At 62.2% G+C, this 8,243-nt stretch carries 2 protein-coding genes; one reads left to right on the top strand and one right to left on the bottom strand.

What is annotated here, in order from left to right; translation table 11 throughout:
• Nucleotides 1-26: 26 nt before the first annotated feature.
• Nucleotides 27-1,694: a DUF885 domain-containing protein gene (locus ACNPM8_RS13720; protein ID WP_105657126.1), complete on the bottom strand. Its 1,668-nt coding sequence runs from the start codon at nucleotides 1,692-1,694 to the stop codon at nucleotides 27-29.
• Nucleotides 1,695-2,045: 351 nt separating this feature from the next.
• On the opposite strand from ACNPM8_RS13720, the gene ACNPM8_RS13715 reads away from it, so the two are divergent.
• Entirely contained in the window at nucleotides 2,046-8,240 is a 6,195-nt protein-coding gene (locus ACNPM8_RS13715; RefSeq protein ID WP_448940024.1) for an Ig-like domain-containing protein, read from the top strand.
• Nucleotides 8,241-8,243 lie beyond the last annotated feature (3 nt).

The raw sequence follows: 8,243 nt of genomic DNA, 5'->3' as shown, positions 1-8,243 counted from the left end.
CCCCCCCCAAGCCGATTTCCTGGAGGCTACTTCACTAGGGCGCGCTTCAAGGTATCCAGGCCAACTGAACCGAGCTTCAATGCCGCGGTATGGAATTCCTTGAGCGAGAAGTCCTCGCCCTCGGCGGCCGCGAGATCGTCGCGGATCTGCTCCCAGAGCCGTTGGCCGATCTTGTAGGACGGAGCCTGGCCTGGCCATCCCAAATAGCGGTTGTACTCGAAGTCCAGCTGACCCGTGGACATGTCCAGATTCTTCTCCAGGAACTCATAGCCGTTTTCGGCGTTCCAGGTGCCGGTGCCCCACTGTGCAGGAACTTCCAAGCCCAGGTGAACTCCTATATCAAAGACCACTCGCGCGGCTCGAATGCGTTGCGCATCGAGCATGCCCATGTAATCGCCCGGGTCATCGAGGTAGCCCAGCTGGTGCATGAGGCGTTCGGAGTACAGCGCCCAGCCTTCGCCCTGGCCGGAAACCCAGCACATCAATCTGCGCCAGCTGTTGAGCGTGGAAGCCTGCATTTGGGCTGTACCGATCTGCAGGTGATGGCCGGGAACGCCCTCGTGATAGACGGTGGTGAGCTCGGCCCACGTGGTGAATTCATCTTCTCCAGGCGGAACCGACCACCACATCCGTCCCGGGCGGCTGAAGTCTTCTGATGGGCCGGTGTAGTACACGCCGCCATCCTGGGTCGGAGCGATCATGCATTCGATGCGGTCCATTGGCGCCGGGATGTCAAAGTGCTTGCCCGACAAGTCCGCCATGGCCTGGTCAGCCTTGCCCTGCATCCACTCCCGCAAGGCGTCGGTGCCTGAGAGCTTGCGCGCCGGATCCTCGTTGAGGATCTTCTTGGCTTCCTCGATCGTGGAGCCCGGCTTGATCTGCTGGGCGACTCGCCGCTGCTCGGCGATGATGGCATCGAGTTCGCCGACGCCCCAGGCATAGGTCTCTTCCAAATCCACTGCGGCGCCCAGGAAACGGCGGGACATCAGCGAGTAGTACTCTCGGCCCACCGCGTCTTCGGCCGGTGCCTGTGCCAGGAGTTCATCTTGCAAGTACGCGGTGAGTTTGCGGTAGGCCTTCTTCGCGGCTTCGGCTCCGGCTTCCAGCTGTGCTTGCAAAGTGGTATCCACTGCGGTGCCGGAGGTGGCCAACTGGTCGAAGAATCCGCCATCCTTGGCGTAATCGGTGGTTTGCGTGATCACTATGGACACTTGGCGCTGCGCCGCAACCAGATCATTTGAAGCGGAATCACGCAAAGATGCGATGTAGCCGTCAATCGCAGCCGGAATGTTGGACATTCGCTGGGCGATGAAAGCGTAGTCCTCGGAGGACTCCTGCGGCATCAAATCGATGATTGAGCGGATTTCCTGTGCCGCGCTGGCGATATTGTTCAGCTCGGTGCGCCCGGTGAACAGGATTTCCAGTTCGAGGCTCAATCGCTCGGTCATCGCGTCAAGCGAGACTTCGTCAATTGCGTCGACCGCAGTGGCGTTGGCCAATGCGCCCAAAGTCTCCCGCAGTAAGCTGATCTGCTGGGTGGTGCCAGCAGGGGAGTAGTCGCCATAGGTGGTCTCGTAGCCTGGCAAGCCAAGGGAAACTCCCCATTCCGGGGTCAGTTCAAGGGACTTGACGAAGAAGGCTTCGGCGATCTGGTCGATTGCCGAAGGCTCGCGGTGCGGTGCAGAGGATGTCATGTAACTAACAGTAGTTGATATGAAAGATTTGTTGAAGACTTTTGCGCAGGTTCGTTCTGAACTGCTTCCGCGGTCGTCTAGCAGGTGCTTCCAGGCGCGGGTTATGCCGCTGGACCTGCCGAAAAGGAATCAAAGGGCATCTGCGGTCGCATAGGCGGTTCCCGCTGATGAAGATGAAGCACGCGAATTGTCTTGCGTTGATGAATCGCCCAGTCAGTGCCCATGGGGAGAACTCTCCATGGCGGAGGTTTTGTCAGTTCGTTAGAATTGGAGGGCGTTGAGTCTGGCTATGGGGAATAAGGCCGGATTCTGGCGCACACTCGTACCAGCAAACCAAGGACTGACCTCTAGATGGCCAAAGCCGCTTCGACCGGATGGACCGGACTGCTCAAAAGCACCGGGTTCAAGGTGACTGCGATCCCAGTCGTGGCGGCCCTTGCCGTCACCGGCGCCATTATCTATCCGGGCTTCGAAACAGCTGACGTGGAACTCAACGACGGTGGTGTCTGGGTAGTCAATCAGTCCGAAGGCAAGATCGGGCATGTCAACTACCAGTCGCGCACCATCGACGGTGGCGTTGCCACCCCGCTGGCCAACTATGACCTGGTGCAGCATGAAGAAAGCGTGCTGGTACGCAACCTGGAACAGGCCTCGCTGACCACTATTGACCCCGCGATGGTGCAATTTGCTGGCGATAACAACCTGCCAGCTAACTCATCCTTCTCCTTCGGTGCGTCCGTTGTCGCCGTCACCGACGCGGAACACGGAACTGTCCAGGCCAGCAACCTCGAACAGATTGCCGATTTCAAGGGCGAAGGCGCCGAACCGCTGATCGAGTCCAAGGGCGAAGTCGCCGCCGTGGTTGGCGCCGACGACACCATCTGGGCCGCAGACCTCGGCGCAGGAACCCTTTCCAGCTTCACCCTGGACGACGATGGGAAAGCCGAACTCGCCCAGGAATTCGAAATTCCGGAACTGGCCGAAATGAAGGAGCCGCAGCTTTCGTCCGTCGGCAAGATCGGCGTGGTCTTCGATGAAGCCACCGGCGAACTGGTCACCTCGGAGGGCAACTCCGCAATTCTCGAGAATCCTGCCAACGCCCGGATCCAGTCTCCGGGCCCGGCAGCCGAGAACATTGCTGTGGCCCTGGACCAGTCGCTGGCAACGGTGAGCCTGTCCGGCAAGGACACCAACTATGAGCAGCTGGAAACCGCTGGCACCCCTATCCAGCCGGTGCGCGTGGGAACGTGCACCTACGCGGCCTGGCAGACCAGCGGCGAGTATCTGCGCTTCTGCGATGACCCGGCACATAACCAGAGCACCGCAATTCCGGAAATGCCAGAAGGCGCTGAACTGGCGTTCCGCGTCAACCGGGACGTGGTCGTGCTCAACGACGTGCATTCGGGGCAAGTCTGGTTGGCCAATGAAGGCATGGAAATCGTCAGCAACTGGAGTGATCTGGAACCGCCTGCTGGCAAGGGCGAAGCCAAGGAAGAAGAAACCAAGGAAATCACCGACGCCATCGAGCTGCCCAACCGCACCGAGGAAAACAAGAAGCCGATCGCCGAGGACGACAGCTATTCGGTACGCCCCGGCCGCACCACCTTGCTGCCGGTGCTCTATAACGACGTGGATCCGGACGGCGATTTGCTGACCGCGAACCTGGAAGGCGCTGCGCCCTCGGTAGGTGCCGTGCAGCCGGTCCATGACGGCACCGGATTCCAGATTGTGGTCCCCGAAGATGCCAGGGGCGGCGCGAGTTTTTCCTACACCACCAAAGACGGCCGCGGGGGACAGGACACCGCGACCGTCAAGCTGAACGTGGTGGACGATGAAACCAACAAGGCTCCGGAACAAAAGCGCACCACCGTGCTGCGCGTGCAGCAGGGCGAGTCAGTCAGCCACAACGTGCTCGCTGACTGGACCGACGCGGAAGGCGATGACCTCCGCTTGCTCGGTGGAACTTCCGATGGCGATGATGTGATCCGCGTCCAGCCCGATGGCACCTTGACGTTCCAGGATGACGGAAAGAAGCTGGGGCAAAAGGAATTGGCCATCCAGGTTTCCGACGGGCAGGAGGGCACCAAGGGCCGGGTCCTGATCGAGGTCTTGGCCGACGCCACCGTCAAACCGGTGACCGCAACCGATCATGTGGTGGCCAATATCAATGAATCCGCCAGTTTCTCCCCGCTGGAAAATGACACTGATCCCAGCGGGGACGGTCTGCGGCTGGCCGGCGTGGATGATGTTCCCGGGTTGGAAATCAAAACCAACGCACAGACCGGAACCGTGACCGCGCGCGCCGAACGCGCCGGAACCTACTACGTTGAATACATGGCCACCAACGGCCCGGCCAGCGCCCCGGGCCTGGCCCGCATCGATATCAAGAAGCCGGAAGAAAATGCCGAGGATCCGATCGCGGTACGCGATGTCGCCTTGCTGCCTGCCGGCCAGGATGTACTGGTCAACGTGCTGGGCAACGACACCGACCCGGCCGGTGGCGTACTGGTGGTAACCGGCGTGCAGACCGCCAGCGACAAGCCGTTCTCCACCTCCGTAGAACGCAATACCTTTGTCCGCATCACCGACGTGCGCGGCCTCACCGACCCGACCACCATTAGCTACACCGTGTCCAATGGCTCTCGTGAAGCGACCGGTTCCATCCGCGTGATTCCGATTCCGGCACCACCACGCATGGATCCGCCGCAGGCCAACCCGGACACCGTCACCGTCCGCGAGAACGACGTGGCCACCGTCAAGGTTCTGGAAAACGACATCCACCCGAACGGCGGAGAGCTGCTCTTGCGTCCCGAGCTGGAAGAAGCTGATGATCTGGGAGAAGGGTCCCTGATCTCGGTTGCCGACGAAACGATTCGATTCCGCGCCGGCGACTTTGGCGGCAAGGCCAAGCAGGTTTCCGCGGTCTACACCGTGGCAGGACCTGATGGCCAGGAAACCAGCGCCAGCGTCACCTTCAACGTCCTGCCCGAGGCAGAAGCCAATGACCTGGAAAAGAACACCCCGCCGAACCCGGAACCAGTCACCGGGCGGGTCTTCGCCGGCTCCAGCACCAACGTGCTGATCCCGATTGACGCTATCGACCCCGATGGCGACTCGGTCTCCCTCGTGCAATTCGGCGATTCCCCGCGCATGGGCACCGCGAAGATCCGCGGGGCCTCCATCGACTACACGGCCAACCCCGATGCCTCGGGCACCGATGAATTCAGCTACGTGGTGGAAGACCGTTTGGGTGCCCGCGCCACCGGCACGATCAAGATCGGCGTGGCACCGCTTGCCGAATCGAATAATTCCCCGGTTGCCGTCAACGACTTCTTGACCGTGCGCCCCAACCGCCCGGTGGCGGTGGACGTGATGGACAACGACACCGACCCGGATGGCGACCCGATCGCCTTGATGAGCGAAGTCTCCACCGAAGCCAGCATGGAGGTGGAAGTCATTGACGGCCGCGTCACCCTGACCTCGCCCCCGGAAGACGGCAACGTTTCGGTGCGCTACATGATTTCCGACGGCCGCGGCGGTACCGCGGCGGGCACGCTGAGCATCAGGTCCGATCCAGAGGCCCAGCTGCTGGCGCCCATTGCCCGCGATGACCGGGTTTCCTTGGAAGAAGTCATCGGCGATGAACAAGTGACCGTAGATATCTTGCGCAATGACGAGGACCCGGATGGCAGCTCCAGCGAATTGGAGATCAGCTTGCCGGATAACCCGTCTACTGCCCAAGTCACCGAAGATGGCCTGGTCGTCACCGCCACCGAGGACGCGCAGATCATTGCCTACACCCTGACCGACCCCGACGAACTGGCTTCTACTGCCTTCGTCCATGTGCCAGGCACCGCTGGAGCACGGCCAATCCTGCGCAGCGGGCTGAATCTGCAGGTCGAGGCGGGACAGGTCCTGCCACTGAACCTGGATGACCTGGTCCTCGTCCGCGAGGGACGCACCCCGCGCTTGACCACCGAAGAGTCGGTGGCCTCGATGCCGCAAAACGACGGCGAGCTGGTCAAGTCCGCCACCGAGCTTTCCTTCCGTGCACCGGTCGATTTCGACGGCTCGGCTACCGTCAGCTTCGAAGTCACCGACGGCACCGGCCCCGACGATGAAATGGGCCTGAAGTCCAAGCTGACCCTGCCAATCAATGTCACCCCGGCTCCACGCCAGGATGATCCCGACGAGCGCCAGAACCAGAACGAAGAAGGCCAGCCGGAGGAGGAAGAGCCAGAGGAAGAGGAAGAAGAGCAGCCGCAGGAGGAGAACTTCGCTCCGACCCTGCAGGCCAATGCCTTGGCCGTGGGCCAGGGCGAGGAGCCAGCCTTCCTGGACCTGCGCATGGCCGCCAACGATGCCAATGAAGACGACGTTCCGAAGTTGAAGTTCGCCATCTCTTCGGTGGATATCCAAGGTGTCCAGGCCGAACTGGTCGAAGAGCATAACCTGAAGGTCAGCGCCGGAGCTTCGACCCCGAAGGGCACCACCGGTACCGTCACCGTCACGGTCAGCGACGGTGTGAACCCGCCGGTTCCGGCCGCCATGAACATCACCGTGACCGGCTCGGTCCGCGAGCTGCCGGTAGCTGTGGCCGATAACGTGGCTGATGCGGCCCAGGGCAAGACCGAAGTGGTCGATGTGCTGGCCAACGACCACAACCCGTACGCGGATGAAGGCCCGCTGCGCCTGATCAACGCCCGCGCCCTGGAAGACGCCGGGGAAGTGGAAACGAGCGGCGACAAGGTATCCATCACCCCGAAGGACAACTTCGTGGGCACCATGCGGGTGGAATACACCATTGGCGATGTCACCGAAGACGTGGCACGCAACGTCATCGGTACCGTGACGCTGAACGTCAAGGGCGCCCCGGAAGCCCCGGGCCTGCCACGCGTCCAGTCCACCGGGGATGAGAAGGCTGTGCTGCAGTGGGACCCACCGGCCAACAACGGCTCGCAGATCACCCACTACACCGTGACCGGCGGCGGGCACACCCAGCGGTGCGCCACCACCACCTGCACCATCACCCCGCTGGCCAACGACACCGTATACAACTTCACGGTGACCGCCGCCAACGAGATCGGCCAGTCCCCGGCCTCGGCGCCGTCAGCCGATGCCCGACCGGACGTGGAACCCGAACAGCCTGCCGCCCCGACCGGCACCGACGGCGACCAGCAGGCGGCCTTCAAGTGGACTGCCCCCGCCAGCCGGGGTTCGGCCATCCAGAGCTACACCTTGGAGATCTCCCCGGCACCGGCCAACGGCGTCACCCAGGTCACCGGCATTACCGGCACTTCCTATACCTGGAAGGGCCTGAAGAACGGCACCGATTACCAGGTCCGCGTGCGTGCGGTGAACAAGGCATCCAAGCCATCGGCCTTCAGCGCCTACTCGGCAGCCGTGACCCCGGCTGGCAAGCCGTTCAAGCCGTCCGCCCCCCCCGCGGCCCGCAAGGAATCCGCGGTGGATGGCGGCGTGGTCAACGTCGCCTGGAACGCACCGGGCACCAATGGCGCACCGATCACCGGCTATGCCCTGCGCGTCTACGAGTCCGGAACCCTGGAGAAGACCATTGGCTCCATTGCGGCCAACCAGACCAGCCAGTCGGTCACCGGCCTGAGCACCTCGGGTTCCTACACCTTCACCATCGCGGCAACCAACCGCAAGGGCAGCTCGGAACAGAGCTCGAATTCGGTGGCGGTGACCCCGTACGGGCGTCCAAAGGCCGTGTCCAGCGTGAGCGCCAAGGCCACCGGCGCCAATCGCATGGTGCAACTGGGCTTCCAGGCTCCTGCGGCCAACGGCTCGAAGATCACCGGATACCAGTACTCCGCCGATGGCGGAGGGTGGCAGTCCTTCGGCGGCCCCGGCTCGGTGATCGACACCGGTTCCAACGGCACCGCGCATACCTGGCGCGTGCGTGCCTTGAATGCTGCCGGCCCGGGAGACCCCAGCCCGGCCAGCAACCAGACCAGCGCCTACGGTCCGCTGCGCGATAACGCGAAGATTTCCTCGTCGCATGGCGATAACTGGATTTCCTTCAGCTGGAATACAGCCGCCGGCGAATCCAACGGACGCAAGGTCACCCAGACGGTAGCCATTGACGGGTCTAACACAGCTAACGACGGTACGGAGAAGGTCAGCAACCTGGGCTACTCCACCAGCCGCACCCTTAAGATCGTGGCAACGGATACCGAAGGCCAGAGCAAGTCCTGGTCCAAAACGGATCAGACCAATCCTAAGCCGGCCCGTTCGGTGAAGCTGTCCGAAGGACCGTTGTACAACGGCTACGCGAACTCCACCTGCCCGCCGAACTGCTACAAGTACCACGTGGAGCTCTACGACTTCGACCCGGGCACCCACACCTACCTGGCGCAGTGCTACCACTCCAAGGGAATGTTCTCGGATAATTACGTGACCTTCAACGTCGACGGCAATGGCCGGGCCTCCAAGGACTTGCCATGCGTGATCGAATCGGGATATGCCCAGCCGTACTTCGCGAAAATCGACGGCACGGAATCCGACCGGGTTAATTTCAGATAAGCG

It is taken from the genome of Glutamicibacter sp. AGC46, from assembly GCF_053543715.1.
Note: the sequence above shows the minus strand (reverse complement) of the source record. Positions and strands in the feature narration are given on the sequence as shown.

Bases quoted from the DNA above. Each gene is read 5' to 3' on its own strand.
- ACNPM8_RS13715 (WP_448940024.1), top strand. From the start codon at position 2,046: ATGGCCAAAGCCGCTTCGACCGGATGGACCGGACTGCTCAAAAGCACC.
- ACNPM8_RS13720 (WP_105657126.1), bottom strand. From the start codon at position 1,694: ATGACATCCTCTGCACCGCACCGCGAGCCTTCGGCAATCGACCAGATC.